Origin of the sequence: Streptomyces sp. QH1-20, from assembly GCF_041283565.1 — a bacterium.
Taxonomy (GTDB): domain Bacteria; phylum Actinomycetota; class Actinomycetes; order Streptomycetales; family Streptomycetaceae; genus Streptomyces; species Streptomyces syringius.
In genome coordinates, this window is sequence record NZ_CP166299.1 from 4,867,234 (window position 1) to 4,882,505 (window position 15,272).

General features: G+C 71.0%; 17 protein-coding genes. 10 read left to right on the forward strand and 7 right to left on the reverse strand.

Annotated elements, in window-relative coordinates:
• Positions 1-29: 29 nt before the first annotated feature.
• A complete protein-coding gene (locus AB8O64_RS22165; RefSeq protein WP_370420898.1) occupies positions 30-1,106 on the forward strand; it encodes a hypothetical protein in 1,077 nt (358 codons plus the stop codon).
• On the opposite strand, the gene AB8O64_RS22170 is transcribed toward AB8O64_RS22165, so the two are convergent.
• On the reverse strand, positions 1,103-3,187 hold the full coding sequence (locus tag AB8O64_RS22170) for a SpoIIE family protein phosphatase (protein WP_370420899.1): 2,085 nt from the start codon (positions 3,185-3,187) through the stop codon (positions 1,103-1,105). The two genes, AB8O64_RS22165 and AB8O64_RS22170, sit on opposite strands and share 4 nt — an antisense overlap.
• An 890-nt stretch (positions 3,188-4,077) precedes the next feature.
• Here AB8O64_RS22170 and AB8O64_RS22175 point away from each other — a divergent pair.
• The 4 genes from AB8O64_RS22175 to AB8O64_RS22190 all read left to right on the forward strand — a co-directional run bounded on the left by AB8O64_RS22175 (position 4,078) and on the right by AB8O64_RS22190 (position 7,179).
• A complete protein-coding gene (locus AB8O64_RS22175) occupies positions 4,078-4,488 on the forward strand; it encodes a hypothetical protein (RefSeq protein ID WP_370420900.1) in 411 nt (136 codons plus the stop codon).
• A 5-nt stretch (positions 4,489-4,493) separates the two neighbouring features.
• Positions 4,494-5,324: an ATP-binding cassette domain-containing protein gene (locus tag AB8O64_RS22180; RefSeq protein WP_370420901.1), complete on the forward strand. Its 831-nt coding sequence runs from the start codon at positions 4,494-4,496 to the stop codon at positions 5,322-5,324.
• A gap of 8 nt (positions 5,325-5,332) precedes the next feature.
• Positions 5,333-6,586, forward strand: coding sequence for a hypothetical protein (locus AB8O64_RS22185; RefSeq protein WP_370420903.1), 1,254 nt, complete (start codon positions 5,333-5,335; stop codon positions 6,584-6,586).
• 134 nt (positions 6,587-6,720) lie between these two features.
• On the forward strand, positions 6,721-7,179 hold the full coding sequence (locus tag AB8O64_RS22190) for a hypothetical protein (RefSeq protein ID WP_370420905.1): 459 nt from the start codon (positions 6,721-6,723) through the stop codon (positions 7,177-7,179).
• Positions 7,180-7,203: 24 nt separating this feature from the next.
• On the opposite strand, the gene AB8O64_RS22195 is transcribed toward AB8O64_RS22190, so the two are convergent.
• Positions 7,204-8,085 carry a LysR family transcriptional regulator gene (locus tag AB8O64_RS22195; RefSeq protein WP_370420906.1) on the reverse strand — a complete coding sequence of 294 codons (882 nt, stop codon included), beginning with the start codon at positions 8,083-8,085 and terminating at the stop codon, positions 7,204-7,206.
• 69 nt (positions 8,086-8,154) lie between these two features.
• Here AB8O64_RS22195 and AB8O64_RS22200 point away from each other — a divergent pair, with 69 nt between their 5' ends.
• Entirely contained in the window at positions 8,155-9,057 is a 903-nt protein-coding gene (locus tag AB8O64_RS22200) for a DMT family transporter (RefSeq protein WP_370420907.1), read from the forward strand.
• A gap of 25 nt (positions 9,058-9,082) precedes the next feature.
• On the opposite strand, the gene AB8O64_RS22205 is transcribed toward AB8O64_RS22200, so the two are convergent.
• Positions 9,083-9,796 (reverse strand): TetR/AcrR family transcriptional regulator, encoded by a 714-nt coding sequence (locus tag AB8O64_RS22205; RefSeq protein ID WP_365377342.1) that lies wholly within the window; start codon positions 9,794-9,796, stop codon positions 9,083-9,085.
• Between the two features lie 332 nt (positions 9,797-10,128).
• Between AB8O64_RS22205 and AB8O64_RS22210 the strand changes: the two genes are divergently transcribed.
• Positions 10,129-10,707, forward strand: coding sequence for a hypothetical protein (locus AB8O64_RS22210; RefSeq protein ID WP_370420908.1), 579 nt, complete (start codon positions 10,129-10,131; stop codon positions 10,705-10,707).
• 16 nt (positions 10,708-10,723) lie between these two features.
• Here the strand turns inward: AB8O64_RS22210 and AB8O64_RS22215 are convergent, their stop codons facing one another.
• Together AB8O64_RS22215 and AB8O64_RS22220 are read right to left on the reverse strand one after the other, a co-directional pair.
• A complete protein-coding gene (locus AB8O64_RS22215; protein WP_370420909.1) occupies positions 10,724-11,425 on the reverse strand; it encodes a hypothetical protein in 702 nt (233 codons plus the stop codon).
• 88 nt (positions 11,426-11,513) lie between these two features.
• Positions 11,514-12,101 (reverse strand): TetR/AcrR family transcriptional regulator, encoded by a 588-nt coding sequence (locus AB8O64_RS22220; RefSeq protein ID WP_370420910.1) that lies wholly within the window; start codon positions 12,099-12,101, stop codon positions 11,514-11,516.
• Between the two features lie 116 nt (positions 12,102-12,217).
• On the opposite strand from AB8O64_RS22220, the gene AB8O64_RS22225 reads away from it, so the two are divergent.
• Both AB8O64_RS22225 and AB8O64_RS22230 read left to right on the forward strand, forming a co-directional pair.
• Entirely contained in the window at positions 12,218-12,625 is a 408-nt protein-coding gene (locus AB8O64_RS22225; protein WP_370420911.1) for a DUF6463 family protein, read from the forward strand.
• Between the two features lie 126 nt (positions 12,626-12,751).
• Complete coding sequence (locus AB8O64_RS22230; protein WP_370420913.1) at positions 12,752-13,219, forward strand: MarR family transcriptional regulator; 468 nt, start codon at positions 12,752-12,754, stop codon at positions 13,217-13,219.
• A gap of 139 nt (positions 13,220-13,358) precedes the next feature.
• Here the strand turns inward: AB8O64_RS22230 and AB8O64_RS22235 are convergent, their stop codons facing one another.
• Positions 13,359-13,709, reverse strand: a complete 351-nt coding sequence (locus AB8O64_RS22235; RefSeq protein WP_365377358.1) for a hypothetical protein — start codon at positions 13,707-13,709, stop codon at positions 13,359-13,361.
• 184 nt (positions 13,710-13,893) lie between these two features.
• Here AB8O64_RS22235 and AB8O64_RS22240 point away from each other — a divergent pair, with 184 nt between their 5' ends.
• Positions 13,894-14,649 (forward strand): 2-phosphosulfolactate phosphatase, encoded by a 756-nt coding sequence (locus AB8O64_RS22240; protein ID WP_370420915.1) that lies wholly within the window; start codon positions 13,894-13,896, stop codon positions 14,647-14,649.
• 20 nt (positions 14,650-14,669) lie between these two features.
• Here the strand turns inward: AB8O64_RS22240 and AB8O64_RS22245 are convergent, their stop codons facing one another.
• Entirely contained in the window at positions 14,670-15,155 is a 486-nt protein-coding gene (locus AB8O64_RS22245; protein WP_370420916.1) for a hypothetical protein, read from the reverse strand.
• Positions 15,156-15,272: the final 117 nt, after the last annotated feature.

The window sequence follows — 15,272 nt, forward strand, 5'->3', positions numbered from 1 at the left end:
GCGGTGTACTGATTGCCAGGGGGTCGGGGATGGGCGCGGGTACGGAGCCGGACGGCTCGTCCAGATCGGACGAGGAGTGGGAGCGGTTTCTGCGCGCGTCGGTCGCGGGTGCCGCCGACGCGCCCAAGGAGCCGTCGGCGCGGGCCCGCGACGTGGCGAAGCGGCTGCGCGCACAGCCCGACGGCGGCCCGGAGGGCTGGCGCAGCTATACGCCCGCGCGGCCCAAGCGGCGCACGGGCTGGTACGTGGTCGGGCTGCTGGCCTCGCTGGTGCTGCTGGTGGTGGCCCTCGCGCCGGGACGGGTGGTGGACCTGTTCGCCGGCGACGACCCCGACTCCCCGGCGGAGGCGGGCCCACCGGCGGCGGCAGGCCAACGCCCGACCATGGACGAGCCGTTCCGCGGGTCCCCGGCGGCGAGCTGGGCGAGCGGAGCGGCGGGGATCACCGTGCCGGAGGCCCGGGCGGTCGGCTGGATGAGCGCGGCCGAGGTCGAGCGGGCTCTCGCCCGCAGCCGGGACTTCCTCGTCGCGTCCGGCCTGGACCGTGGGGTGCTGCGGGGCGAGCGCCCCGAGAAGGCGATCGCACTGATCAACCCGAAGCAGAAGGACGTCCAGGACTTCCTGACGACCGCTTTCCGCACCCCGAGCGAGAAGAACGACCCCCTCCTCCTCTTCAGCCGCTTCCAGCCCTCCCGCACCCGGCTGGTCGGCGACGTCGTGAAGACCCGGGGCCGGCTCACCTACCGGGAGGGCGAGCGCGGTGCGCTCCAGGTGACCGCCGACGTCACCTTCGTCTATCCCGTCACCCGCGCGGACGCGGGCGGCGACGACGAGATCGTGCGCACCATTGTCCGGCGCGAGCTGATCCTGAGCTGGGACGATCCCGACAAGGTGATCACCGAGCCGGGCACGTTCTCGATCGTCTCCAACAAGTACGACATGACCAACGGCGGCTGCGGCGCCCCCACGGGCTACCTCACCCCGCCCTTCGGCACGGACCGCCGGGCGGACGAGGCCGGCACGGTGGTCGACCCGTACGACCGCAGCACGCCGGTCGGGCGGGGCGGCTCCTCCGGGGACGAGTGCGCGACGGCGACGCGGTCCTAGCGGTCGCCTCGCACGCCCGCAGGTTCCGCCGCGGGGACGCGCAGGGCGATGAGACAGATGTCGTCGCGGCCGGTGGCGGCGGGTTCGGCGAGGAGGGTGTCGCAGAAGACGTCGAGCGGTTCCCGGGCGAGGACGGCGGCGGTGCGACGGAGGCGGTCGAGCCCCTGGTCGATGTCCTCGTCGGGGCGCTCGACCAGACCGTCGGTGTAGAGCAGCAGGGTGCTCCCGGCGGGCAGGGGTTCGATGGCGCTGTCGCGCCAGTCGTCCTGCATGGGCAGACCCAGCATCGGTGACGCGGCCCGGTCGAGGAAGCGGGTGCAGCCGTCCTTGGTGACGAGCAGCGGCGGCGGGTGGCCCGCGACGCTGTAGTGCGTCTGCCAGCCGCCGTCGTCGCCCTGCTCCAGACGGGCGATGGCGCAGGTGGCCGTGCCCTCCTCGGGGTTGAGGGTCTGGGTGGCCACGTCCAGGCGCCGGATGATGTCGCCGGGCGGTTCCTGACGGTCGGCGGCCAGGCCGCGCATCATGTTGCGCATCTTGCTCATGGTCACGGCGGCGGCGATGTCATGGCCGGCGACGTCACCGATGACGAGGATGAGGGCGCCGTCGGGCAGGACGAAGGAGTCGTACCAGTCCCCGCCGACCTCGGCGGCCGTCGGGCTCGGCAGATAGCGGGCGACGATGCGCAGCCGGTCGTACCGGGGCGGGTCGCTGAGCAGGCTGTGCTGCAGGGCGAGGGCGACGCGCCGGGTGCGCTGGAACTCGGCGATGTGCCGCAGCGGTTCATGTGCCTGCTCGACGAATTCGTGCATCAGGGCCACGTCGGCCGGGCCGATCGGTTCGCGGTCCCCGCACGCGAAGGCGTCCACGACGGCGGCGAGGGTGCCGTCGATGACGATGGGCACGATCACCATGCTGTGGGCGCCGGCCCGGCACAGCCAGGAGAGGGTGGCGGCCGGGGCGGTGTCCGGGGGAATGGTGTCGGGGGTGAAGGTGGCGTGGATGACGCGTCGTTCCCGGACGGCCCGCGCGAGCGCGCTGCCCGTTTCGAGGAGCTCCTCCCGGCGCGCCGGAAGGTCGGACGGGAGGCCCTCGCGGATGCGGGAGGAGATCCGCTCGACGGTGATCGGCCCGTCGGCGGCGATGTGGCCGTCCGTGGCCGGCAGGAGATAGATCCCGCACTTGTCGGCCAGCGCGGGAACGATCACGTCTCCGAGAGCGGCGAGCGCGTCGCGCGGCTTGGTGGCCCCCGCGAGGACGGCCGCCGCCCGCGCCAGCAGGTCCTTGCGGCGCTGCTCCAGCCACTGCTGCTCGATGTCGGTGCAGGTGCCCACCCACTCCACGACGGTGCCGTGCTCCCGGACGGGTACGGCCTTGACGTCGAAGTGCCGGTAGCTGCCGTCCCGGGTGCGCAGCCGGTAGACGTACTCGAACTGGTCGGGCACCTCGTCGAGGGCGCGCCGCCACGCGGTCGTCATCGGGGCGCGGTCGTGGGGGTGGAGGGCGTCGAGCCAGCCGTCGCCGCGGAACTCCTCCCACGTCTGGCCGGTCACCTCTTCCCATCCCGGGCTCGGCTCGATGGTCCCGCCCTTGGCGGCGGTCACCCACATCATCCGGGGGCCGGTGGCCGCGAGGCTCTCGTAGCGGCGCAGGGCCCGCAGCCGCTCCTCCGACAGCAGCCGCGCCCGTTCGGCGGCCTTGACCTGCTCGGTCACCTCGACGGCCACGACCAGGACACCGGCTGTGCCCGTGCCGCCGGGGATCGCGGAGAGGCTGAAGGTGAAGAAGCGGGTTCCGCCGGGGCCCGGGGAGCCGATCCGTACGGGCGCGGCGGTGACGGTCACCGCCTCACCCGAGCGCAGGACCTGGTCGAAGAGGTCGAAGCACCGGCGCTCCCGGAGCTCGGGGAATGCCTCGGAGACGGGCAGGCCGACGGGCCGGTCACCGAACAGCTCGCCGTGGAGGTCGTTGGTGTAGGCCAGGATGTGCCGCGGTCCGCGGGTGACCGCAACCGCGACCGGGGCGGGGTCGAACATCCGCCAGTCCGTCCCGTGGGGCGGCAGGGGTGCCTGTTCCGTGTCCATCGGTCGTCCTCCTCGCCGGGGGCGCGGCCCGTGGGGCGATCGGGGTGCGGACCCGCGGTGGCTGTCGCGCCCGGACGGGCTCTGCCGTCGGGTCCCGGGTGTGCGGGGGGCCTGACGGCCGGTCGACTGCGTGAACCCACATCGTGCCCGAACGGGGGTGACGGGCTCCGCCGGACGTCTGGTGCGTCAGGGTGACGAGCCGGATCGCCGTGGCGGGTGCGGCGAGGTCAGGCCGTACCCGTCGCGAGGACCTCGTGCGCGAGGGCCACCAGGTCGGGGATGGCCGGGTGTCCCGGCGAGGACACCACTCGGGTGGCTGCGGGATCTCCGACGGCCTGGTCATCGCGTACGGCACACCCCCGGACCGCGCCTTCACGGCCGCACCCAGGACGCGCTGCGCCGGGCGCTGTCGGCGGGGTGAGCGGCGGCAGGTCAGGGAGGGGGAATGGGGCGGAACGGGGCAGTGGGGTCGCCGTTACCCGAGGGCAGGAGTGGCTGTTTCCCGTCGGTCGCGGGCAACCAGAGCCTAGGGCTCGTGTAAGGATCTGGCCTGAGAACCCGTCCGCCGCACATCACCGTCGGCGTCGGAGCCGGGCGGTGGCACCGCCCTCGTGCCAGATGGGTGGATGCCCACAGCTCAGGTAGCTGCTGTAGCCAACTCCCCGCCAATGGCGCCGTGTTGACGAGGCTCAAGGCGGCGTCGGGGGCTACATGATTGCGTCCTGAATCACTGCTTCCGCCATCGGAGTGTCATCGCCCTTCTCGCATGCCCCGATCTTGCCGCCCCTTGTTGACCACCCGTGTGTGATGGGTGATGCTCGGCACGCGTTTCGAACACAAGATCGATTTGGGTCGCTGTGTAACGCGGCCCTCCTACTGAGGAGGTACCCATGCGTGCAGCACAGAAGGTAGGCGCGATAGCTTCCGCGGCTGTCGCGGCGTTCGCTCTCACGGCCGGGATAGCCCATGCCGAAGGCGGCTTCGACTCCTACGCCAGTAACTGGGTCACGGGTAAGGAATCGCGCCATTGGGACGACAACAACAGTGACGGCGCGTCTACGACCGTCAGGTTCTCCGGATGCTCCGCGTCGAATTCGGCCTTCAGGTATGCCGGGATTCAGCTGAAGAGGGACCGCAGCGGACTTCCCGACCCGGTGGTCGACAGAAGCAACAACTACTGCAACACGTCCAACTTCGGGCGCCAGTCCGGCGGCACGTACTACTTCAACTACTCCAACCTCAACGGGGATGACGCTCCCCGCTCGTACCTGAACGTCAGTAGCATCGCCGTCAGGTACTGATCGAAATGGAGCTCCCGCCCGGCCTGTCGTCCTGGAGCGGCGGGCCGGGCGGCCCTGTTTCCTCCCCCTGCCGTCTTCATCTGGGAAGCCACGTGCCACTGCGCTACACAGACTGCACTTTCGGGTACCGGGCCGGCGTCCCCGTCCTCGACTCGCTGACCTTCGAGTTCCCGCTGGGCAACACGGTACTCCTGGGCCCGAACGGCGCTGGGAAGTCCACGCTGTTGTCGTTAGGCGCCTCTGTCCTGTCGCCCTCGTCCGGCACCGTACGCCTCGGATCAGCCGACAGTGTGAGGCGGAAGGACAGAAGAGAATTCCGTCGCCGTGTCGGTTGGCTGCCGCAACGCATCAGCCCGGTGCCGGGGCTCACCGTCCGGGAGCAAGCCGCTTACGCCGGCTGGCTCAAGGGCATGTCGCGGCGCCGGGCCTGGGACCGTTCGGCCGACGCCCTTGATCGGGTCCGCCTCACCCAGCTCGCATCCCGACGCAGCCACGAGCTCTCCGGTGGTCAGCTGAGGCGCCTGGGAATAGCCCAAGCGATCGTGCACCGGGCGGAGGTGGTCCTTTTGGACGAACCCACAGCCGGTCTGGACCCGGAACAGCGCAGAGTTTTCCGGGAACTGCTCGCAGACCTCTCGGACAGGGTCCACTTCGTGGTATCCACCCACCAGACCGAGGACCTGGCGGACATCTATCACTCCGTTGTGGTCTTCGACCAGGGGCGAGTGGCGTACGAGGGCAACACCCACGGCTTCTTGGCTCACGCCCCCGGCGATGTACCCGGCGATCGGCGCGCGGAGACCGCTTACCGGTCACTGGTGCGCGGGGAGGTCTGACCCCAGCCATGCGCATCAAGACGCTTCTGCGCTCCGGCCCCGCCCTGTGGGCCGCCTTGGTCCTCCTTCCCGCATTGCTGTGGTTCAGCGCCCGCAACGCCGACACCACCGTGGAGTACTGGGCATCCGCCAGCACTCAGTCCCTTGTCGTCCTGGGCTTCGTCAGCGGAGCCTGTGGCGCCTGTGCCGCATGGGAAGCCGGTCGCCTGACCGACGCGGGCATCGAGAGCTGGGCACCTGTGCGGCCTCGGCTGCATGTTGCCGCCGTCCACCTTGCCCCGGTCGCCGTCCTAGGGCTCGTCGGCTTGCTCGTTTCCCTGGTGGCCTTCTCCGGCCCTGCCCTTGGCACCCCGGGCCATCCGGACGTCCTCGTCCTGGCCACCGCCTACCTCATCGTGCTCTCCCACATGGCGGTGGGATTCCTGCTGGGCTGTCGACTGCCCCGCTTGATCAGCGCGGCGCTCATGCTCATCGTCGGCTACTTCTGGGGGTTCTGGCCCGCTGCCCTCGACAGCCCCTCCTGGCTGCGGCATCTGAACGGCCAGGGGGTCACGGAATGCTGCGGCTTGGATCAGGAGCCTTCACTGCGCAGTCTGGGGTCGGCCGCTGCCTTCTCGGCCGGACTGATCATCCTGGCGCTGATCGTGCTGGTGATGCGCAAGAGCAAGGCTCGACTGGCGCTGGCCTGGACAGCCGGTTTCGTCGGTATCGCGGCGGGCGTGGCAATGGCCCACCCGATGGGTTTCAAGGGAGCCCAAGCGCGGGACCGGTCTTTGTTCCAGTGCGTCGGCAACAGGCCCCAGGTCTGCCTGTGGCCTGAACAACGTGCCAACGAGGCTGACTTCCTCCGCTGGTCCCACGACGCGGACCGCAACCTTCGTGCCGTAGGAATCAAACCGGTGTCCCGAGTCGAGTTCGGTGCCACCATCCCGAACCGTAACTCTGTCCTCACCGCCATTTCGGCCGGGTCGATGCCCTCTGAGCCGCCGGCCTGTGCACAGAGGCCGAATGCCCGTTACCCCGGCGATGAGGCGGTCTCGGCTGTCCACTCATGGCTTGCCCTGACGGCGGGCGCTGAGCCTTCTGCCTTGCAGAGGCAGTGGCCTGCCCCGGCCGTCGCATTGGGCGAAGAGGTCCGCCGACTGCCGGCGGAGGCGCAGAAGAGGTGGTTCGAGCAGAACATGAGGGCGGTCCGCGACTGCTCCGTGGAGCCCGACCTCGACCCGGCGTCCTATGCGAGGGCGGCAGGGCAGACGACATGACCTGGTGGCTACGTGTGCATGCCGTCTCGACTTGGGCAGGGGCGTTGGCTCTGTGTTTTGTGGCGGCTCCGCTTCTGTCGACGTCGGCGGTCCCCTTGCCTTCTTTTTTCAGCGGGCTAGGAGGTGGTGTTCCCGTGCCACTTGTGCTGCCGGTGCTTCCTGCCGGCGCGATGCTCTATGGGCTGAACCGCGCACCCTGGGAGACGGAGGCATCCGCGGTGCGACCCGCGGCCTCGTGGTGGATGGTCGCTCTGGCCGCTGCCAGTGCCCTCTCTGTGCTTGTCGCTCTGCTGGAGACGCTTCTCCTCGACTTTTCGCTGGCCTTCGCCGTTGCCCGCAACTTCTTGGGATATCTGGGCGTGGGCTTGATCGTGCAGCGATTCACCCACGCGCAATACGGTTCCGTCGCAGTGGCGGTCCTCCCCGTGGCCTGCGCTTTGATCGGACTGGGCCCGGGAGGGCGGCCGTACGCATGGATGTGGCCCTTGCATGCCAGCGACTCCCTTGTTGCCGGTGCGCTGGCAGTCATCATTTTCGGCCTGGGGCTGGCTGCGACCACCCGGTATGTCAGCGACTGTCGCAGCCGACGCTGAGGGCGCACAAGGGGCCGGACGCCCCTACGTTTGTGGCGTGAGCCCCAATGGTCCGGCCGCGAGGACCTCGTGCGCGAGGGCCACCAGGTCGGGGATGGCCGGGTGTCCCGGCCCCTCGCGCCAGGCGAGGACGACGGGAACGGTCGGTGCGTCCGCGAGCGGGCGGTAGACCAGGGCGGGGTGCGCGTGGTTGCTCGGGGTGGCCGAGGTGGAGACCCCGAGGGCACGGCCCGCGGCGATGGCCATGAGCCACTCGTCGGTGTTGGTCACCTCGATGGTCGCGACGGGCCGGGCGGTGGGCGGCCACAGGTCCATCGTCGTGGTGCCGGAGACGGTGTTGACGGCGATCGGACGGCCGGCGAGGTCCGCGAGGGTGACCCGGGGGAGCGCCGCCAGGGGGCTGTCCGCCGGCATGACCACCACCCTCGTCTCCGACAGCAGCGGCTCGATGCGGAGGCCGGGCGAGGTGACCGCGCCGCGCAGCAGGGCCGCGTCGACCTCGCCCCGGGTGAGTCCCGCCGTGCGGTCGTCGATGCGGAGCAGCTCCAGGGGAGTGCCCGGGTGTGTCTCGTCCCAGCGGCGCAGCAGGGGGATGGTGTGGTCGCCGAGCGCGGCCCAGGTGTGGCCGAGGCGCAGCGGCCAACCGCGCAGCCCTCGGGGGTCGAGGGCGGTCTCGACGGCGGCGAGGGCGGCGGCGGCCTTGTCGCGGAAGGTGTGGCCCTCGGTGGTGAGTGCGAGGTGGTGGGTGGAGCGGTCCACGAGGCGGGCGCCGAGGTGGTCCTCGAGTTGGCGCAGGGTGCGGGAGAGTGCGGGCTGGCTCAGGTGGAGGCGGGCTGCGGCGCGGGTGACGTTGCCGGCGTCGGCGATGGCGAGGAAGGCACGCAGGTGCCGCAGCTCGATGGTCATGCCTCAGGAGCATAACCGTGCCGCGATCGGCATTTCACAGGGCGTAGTCGGCTGCCTAGCGTGAACCCCATGACTTCCACGGTGCAGGACTCATCCACGACGACGGCCACGCCCGTTCTCCTCCGCCGCGCCCCGGGGCGCGGCACCCTCGGCGGCGTCGGCCTGGTGCTGGCCGGGGCGGTGTCCGTCCAGTTCGGGTCGGCCTTCGCCGCGCTGCTGTTCCCCCGGGCCGGGGCGCTCGGCACGGTCGCGCTGCGGGTCACGTTCGCCGCGGTGCTGCTGCTGGTCGTCGCCCGGCCCCGGCTGCGCGGGTACACGCGCGCCGACTGGGCGGTGGCCGGCGGGTTCGGCCTGGCGCTCGGCGGTATGAACCTCCTCTTCTACCAGGCGATCGACCGCATACCGCTGGGGGCGGCGGTCGCCGTCGAGGTGCTCGGCCCGCTGCTGCTGTCGGTCGTCGCCGCGCGCCGCGCCGCCGGACTGCTGTGGGCGGGGCTCGCGTTGGCCGGGGTCTTCCTGCTGGGCCGCGGGGGATTCGGTCAACTCAACGTCGCGGGCGTGGCCTTCGCGCTGGGCGCCGGGGCGATGTGGGCGGCGTACATCGTGCTGAACGCCCGTGCGGGCGCCCGTTTCCCCCGGCTGGACGGCCTGGCCATCGCGATGTCCGTCGCCGCGCTGGTCAGTCTGCCCCTGGGCGTCGGGGCGTCGGGCGGGACGCTGCTGGAACCGGCAGTGCTCGGTCTCGGACTGGCGATCGCGGTGATGAGCTCGGGCGTGCCCTACACCCTGGAGCTGCTCGCCCTGCGGCGGCTGCCCACGGCGACGTTCGCGGTGCTGACGAGTCTGTCACCGGCCCTTGCCGCGACGGCGGGCTATCTGGTGCTGGACCAGGGGCTGTCGCTGTCGCAGTGGGTCGCGATCGCGATGGTGGTCACGGCGAGCGCGGGCGCGGTACGCACGGGCAAGCGCTGAGGCCCGCTCGAAGGGCCGGGTGCCGCTACGCGTGCGGCGTGAGCCCCAACGACCGCACCAGGTCGAGCATTTCCGCGCGGTAGAGCTTGGCCGGGTCGTGGGTCAGGGGGCGGAGGTGGCCGTAGATCTCCAGGGCCACCAGGCCGTGCATCCGGCCCCAGACGCGGATCGCGAGCGCGACCCCGGCAGGCGGGAGTTCGGGGAACCGCTCCCGGATGTCGGCGGCGAAGGCGGGCTGGAAGTCGGACCACAGATGCCCGTCCGCCGCCTCCAGACTCTCGGCGCGCGGCCAGGCACCGGCGACGAGGGCGGTCAGGCCCGCGCACGCGCGCTGCGCGGCTTCGGCGGCCGGACCGCCCTCGGGGGGCTGGTAGCCGGTGACGGGGTCGCCGTAAATGAGCCGGAAACCCTCGGGGTTGGCCACGGACCAGGTGCGGAAGGCCTGCGCCCAGGCGAGGGTGCGGGCCGCCACGTCGTCGGCGGGCAGGGGTGCGACGGCTGCCTCCGCCCGGTCGACGAGTGAGGTGTAGACATCGGAGATCAGCGTCGTGACCAGGTCGTCCCGGGTCGGGTAGTAGCCGTAGATGGCCCCGGCCGTCATGCCCATCTCACGGGCGATGGCGCGCAGCGAGATCGCGTCCGGCCCGCCCTCCGCCATGAGCCGCAGCGCGATCGTCTTGATCTCCTGGGCGGTTTCCGCCCGGAGCCTGGCCCGTCGGTTCTGCGTCTGGTCTCCCACGGTTGTCACCTTACAGCGTTGGGTTACTCTCCGCCGTGCCGTCACTGAACGCCGTGCAGTAAGTCTACGTCGTACACGAAAGCTCTGTGGCGCGGCCGCTCCGCCGCCCCCGCTCTCCCCGGCTGCCCGGCATTCCCCCAGGTGGGGGAGGCCCCGGCCCGTCGCGCGGCGCGGCAGTGCCCCCGGCGCCTCGCTCGGGCGGCGGAGGCGTCTCGGCCGTCAGGGCGACGAACGCGGGGTCGCTGATCGCGAGGATCGAGGGGACAGACGTCATCCCTTGAACCCGGAATCCTCGAAACGGAATCCGCGAACCCTCGAAGGGGAGCATCCTCGTGATCAAGAAGGCTCTGCCGGTCGCCTCTCTTCTCGTCCTGACCGCCTTGGCGATGCCCGCGGAGGCATCGGCCGACGACGCCCCGGCCCCGGCCACCACCACCGCCTCCATCAAGGGCTGGGGGCGCATGGACTTCCCCGCACCGGGCAACGACGTCCAGATCTCCGTCGACGCCCACGGCACCTACACCAAGGACAGCCCGTCCTTCCCGACCCGTTCCTCGGGCACGTTCCGCGTGTACCACCGCATCGACCAGGGGAAGGGCAAGCCTGCCTTCGTCAACTGGGGTGACTTCACCGTCGATTGCCTGACCACCGGCGGCCCCACCGCGACCGTCACCGGAACCCTCGTCCGCACCGTCCCCGGCGGCCCCTGGCAGGAGTTCGCCGACCGGCACGCCCGCATGGGCATCAGCTTCTACGTCGCGGGCAAGGGCGGCGGTCCCAGCCGGATCGGGCTGTCGGGGTTCCCGAAGGCGGGTGAGACGCAGATCGCCAAGTGCATGGCCCCGGCGGCCGACGCGGCGGTGATCAAGGGCGGCTACGTCCTCAAGGACAAAGGCCCCCTGAACGCGTAGTTGGGCCGGCCACGCCTCAGGCCGTCGCGGCCAGCCGGGAGCGGGTCGCCGCGGCGTAGACGAGCGCTGCCGTGATGCCCACCAGGTGTCCGCGACTGGCGATGTTGGGGACGACGGCGACTTCGAGGACCATGGCCGCCACCGTGCCGGTCAGCAGGACCGGGGACCGGCACTTCCACGCGACGCAGATGAGCAGCCCCACCACGGCGGCCGACGGCCCGGTGTCCAGGGCGAGTGCCTCGTCGGTCGGGAGGCCGAGAGGGTGGCCGGGTCCGAGGTGGCTCAGGACCCGGACGGCGAGGGTCGCCGCGAGGGTGGTGAGCAGCGCGACGGCGGCGGTGTGTCCCGCGCCGAGGACCCGTTCGGCGAGCGCGAAGACCACGGCGACCTGCAACAGCGCCAGCAGGAAGGGGAGGTCCGGAGCCGGGACGAACATCGACAGGGGCAGCCGTGCCGCGACCAGGGCCAGCGGCACATCGGCCCGGATCCCTCCGACCAGCCACACCAGCCGCGCCCCCGCGTGGTGCAGCGCCGCCACGTGAAAGAAGGTGAGCAGCACCAGCGAAGCGAACGTCAGGGGCACGGCCGCGATCCGCCGCGCGCGGATGTCGGCCACGGGCCGGTCGGTGACGCGATGCCACTGCGCCGCCAGGGACCGTCCGGCCTGCCGGAGGGGGCGGCTGCTCTTGACCGTCCGGAGAATCGAATTGCGCGTCATGTCTCGTTAACCGCTGGCCGCATCGTTGGCAACGGCCAGTGGGGTTCTTGCAGGGCCGGACGGCCGCCCCCCAGGGGAAGCCGCCCTGTCAGCGTGGCTCGGCGGTTCCACCGGGGTTCCTGTGGCGCAGGTCGGCCAGGGCGGTGATCCCTGCTGTGGCGGCGGCAGCGAGGTCGGTGACCATCGCGTCGTCGACGGGAAGGTTGAGGATGTACAGGGCGGACGCCAGGGAGCCGAGCAGCAGCACGTGGGCCGTCGCGGGGTCGACGGCCCCGGCCAGCTCCCCGCGGGCCACGGCCTGTTCGATGATCTCGGCGAAGCAGGCCTGTTCGGCGGCCAGGAAGGTGTCCTGGAACCGGGCGTCCAGTTCCGGATTGCCGGCCAGTTCGCTGATCAGGGCCGGTGTCAGTTGTCGCGCGGCCGGGGTGGCCATGCGGACGTGGAACGCGCGGACCAGTGCCAGCAGGTCCCCGTGCAGGGAGCCGGTGCCGGTGAACGGAGGCAGCGGCTGCTCGTGCAGGGTGGCGTCGAACGCCATCTCGGCCTTGGAGGCGTAGCGGCGGTAGATGGCCGCCTTGCCCACCCCGGCGCGCGTCGCGACCTGGTCGACGGTCAGGGCCGGGTAGCCGACTTCGTCGATCAGCTCACGGGTGGCCCGCAGGATTTTGTCGTCCACGCGGCTGTCCCGGGGGCGTCCAACCCGTTGCCTTCTCGCTGTCATGCCCGCATGATACGGAACGCGAGTATCGAAACCACGGTCTCGTAACCTCCAACCCGGGACGGAGTACTCGGATGATCAAGTGGGCTGGCTGGATCATCACGTTATGCGGGTCCGTACACACGGTCGGCGCCCTGACGGTGGAGAAAGCCGCGCGTCACGCCGGGACATGGTTCAGCGGCGGACTGTGGAGCGAGGACCTTGCCGATATGAGCCCGGCGGGCAGCGCGTACTTTCTGAGCCTGGAAAGCTTCGGGGTGCCGCTCGTCCTGATCGGCCTGACGGTGCTGTGGCTGGACCGCCGCGGCATCACCCCGCCGGCGTTCATCGCCTGGACGCTGGGGATCTGGACCGTCGTCGACGCCGTAGTCCTCCCCTTCACGCCCTGGCCCCTCTTCGCGCTCGCGTGCGCCCTGCTGCTGATCGGAGCCCGCCGCGCCCGCCGTGACGGCCTCGCCTCCGAGGCGAAGGGCACGCCGTGAGATCCCGGGACGGGCGTGTGCGGTCCGGAGATCACGCGCTTGCCCTCAACCGCACTTGAGGTCCTACGGTCTGTGCATGACCTGCACGGTGTGCAGGCTCCGAACCGAAGTACCAGGGGGCATCCCGTGACGACCCAGCAGATGTCGGACGCCGAGCTCGCAGGACAGCCCGCCGCATATTGGACCGGTATGGCCTACGAGGCGCTCATCGCGTACACCCGGGCCCAGCAGGCCGCAAAGGGCTACACCCAGCCTCAGTTCTGGCTGCTGCGCAATCTGTCGGAGAACGACATCTCGCCGGACGGTCAGGGGATGACCGTCCCCGAGCTGCGGGAGGCCATGGCCTCCTACATCCGGCCCGAGGACGACCTGGCGGCGGAGGCCGAGCCGCTTCTTGAGCGCGGCTGGCTGACCCGCGACGCCGAGGACCGGCTGTGGCTCACCGAGGAGGGGGAACAGGCCCGCGTCGACCTCGCGCGCAACGCTCCCGCGATCCGCGCCGCCCTCCACGAGGGCATCGACGACGCGGACTACGTCACGACGATGAAGGTGCTCCAGCGGCTGATCCACAACGCGGGCGGGCCGGTCGCCTGATCGATGAACTCGGCTGTGCGTGCCCGCTGGTCTTCAGCCCACGAGCGTCGTCAACCGCACGCCATGACGGCGTGCGGTTGACGATCGTCGCTCGGCCTTGCGGGAGGGGCGGTCGTGCCCGTCCGTGTCCTACTGACGATCAGTAGTACATGAACGTCGGGTACAGCCCGTTGAGGTACTGGGTGATGACCTCGCCGGCGCCTATCCCGCCGCCGTTGGCGGCGTTGGCCACGTCGTAGACCGACCCGTAGTTGCCCATCCAGTGCCAGGTCTTGGTCTGGGCGGCCTTCGAGGTGGTGCAGTTCCTGAGCGCGATGCCTTCCTGGCTGGTGAGGACGGCGTCGGTGGCGGGCGTGTCACAGGCCGCGCGCGAGGTCGTGGGCTTGGTCTGTGCCGGGTCGTCCGCGGCTGACGCTGTGCCCGCCACGCCGATGAGCAGGGCGATGGGGGCCGCCGCGAGGGCGATGGCGTGGGTGCGAAGACGGTTCATGGTGACCTCCATGAGGGGGATCAGGTGTTCGACGGATCGGGCACCTGGACCCACAACCGTAGGGTGGTCTAGTCCATCCGGCATTTCGGCTCCGCCATTCGGGTGAGGGGCGCCGTGTCCGCCAAGGGTTCGGGGGCTCACCCACTGACCTCCGGGCGCGTCGGTACTGGCATGATCACCGGTCATGGGGGATTGGTTCATGCAGGCAGGCCACGGGGTGCGGTTCGAATGGGGCCCCGTCGGCGCGGCTCGTCTCGCGGAGGACGTCGCCTGTCTTGTCGTCGTCGACGTGCTCTCGTTCACCACGTCGGTGACGGTGGCGGTGGAGGCGGGGACCCACGTCATCCCGTATCGCTGGCGTGATGAGACCGCCGCGACGTTCGCCGAGCAGATGGGCGCCGACCTCGCCGTAGGGCGCCGCGCGGCCACCGCGACATCACCATGGTCGCTGTCACCGGCCGCGCTGCGAAGGGCGCCCTTCACCCCTCGTCTGGTGCTTCCGTCGCCCAACGGCTCCACCATCGCCGCCGCTGCGGGCGAATCCACCGTGGTCGCTGCTTCGCTGCGGAACGCGACCGCCGTGGGGCAATGGCTGGCGGATCGAGGCTACGGAACGACTGAACGGCCCGTCGCCGTGATCGCCTCGGGCGAGCGCTGGCCCGACAGCAGTCTCCGGCCCGCGCTTGAGGATCTCCTCGGGGCCGGAGCGGTGATCGCCTCACTGCGCCGCCACGGCAGGGACCGGCTCTCGCCGGAGGCCACCGTGGCAGCAGCAGCCTTCGCAGGCGTCACGGACGTCGGCACGACGGTCGCGACCAGCGCCTCGGGCCGGGAACTCATCGACGACGGCTATGCCGACGATGTCGCCATCGCGACGGAGCTGGATGCCTGTGAAGTGGTCCCCGTCCTCACGAACGGAGCGTTCGCCGCGGCCGGTTAGGGGCTGCCGAAGACCCTGCCTCAGTGGATGCGGAAGGACGTCCCGGTGACGAGCGCGCCGTTGAAGTCCACACGGGTGTTCGGGGGGAATGAGCGCTGGGCGCAGGCCTGTACCCAGCACGCGGACGCGGTGTACCGGCCGGTGTTGTAGGCGATGCGGTAGGGCCAGCTGCCGCGTGCGGTGCCTCGTGAGCCGTAGAAGCCCCGATGGGCGTAGGGGACGCGCCCGCTCAGATAGCAGCCGTCGCCCGAGTTGCAGCCGCTGCGCTGGCTGATGCTCTGGTCGGTCGACTGCGGCTTGACGGAGAGGATCCGGCCGGTGGCCGGGTCGAGCGCGACGGCCTTGGGGGCACTGGAGTTGAGCAGGGCCTGCTCGGAGGCGGTCAGCGGTGGGATGGGGCCAGGGCCCGCCTGGGCCGGGGCGGCGAGGCCCAGGCCGATGACGGCCGTAATGGCGGTCAGTGCTCCGACGCGGCGCAGAGAGGGGCGGGGCATGACGTTTCGCACGAGGCCTCCAACGCAAGGGCGATGACGGAGTGTCAGGCTATGCGTAGGACGTCGTGGCGCGAAGGCAGAAGCAGGACATGTGCCCGTGGCAACTCGGACAGTTCTGGGCCGGCGGCG